Source organism: Brevundimonas sp. P7753 (assembly GCF_013386595.1).
GTDB classification, from domain to species: domain Bacteria; phylum Pseudomonadota; class Alphaproteobacteria; order Caulobacterales; family Caulobacteraceae; genus Brevundimonas; species Brevundimonas bullata.
Genome location: NZ_JACARP010000254.1, coordinates 1 through 335 on the forward strand (window position 1 = coordinate 1; position 335 = coordinate 335).

Here is a 335-nt window from a genome sequence, read left to right on the forward strand (position 1 = left end):
TGCTTAACCTTGCCTTCGGCGATCAGGTCCCGAACCGTGCCCGCCACATCCTCGATCGCCACGTCGGGATCGACCCGGTGCTGGTAGTAGAGATCGATCGCCTCGACCCGCAGGCGGCGCAGGGAGCCCTCGGTCGCCCGGCGGATGTCGTCCGGTCGGCTGGACAGTTTCTGCTCGCCAAAGGACTGACCCGGCTCGAAACCGAACTTGGTGGCGATGACGACCTGATCGCGGAACGGCTCAAGCGCCTCGCCGACCATCTCCTCGTTGGCTTCGCCGTAAATTTGAGCCGTGTCGAACAGGGTGACGCCGCGCTCCACGGCGGCCCTGATCAG

Annotated in this window: 1 protein-coding gene; it reads right to left on the bottom strand. The window is 65.4% G+C overall.

Annotated features, from left to right (window positions below; translation table 11 throughout):
• Positions 1 to 335: aldo/keto reductase (locus HX774_RS19465; RefSeq protein ID WP_178829038.1), on the bottom strand; the 335-nt coding region annotated here is incomplete at both ends.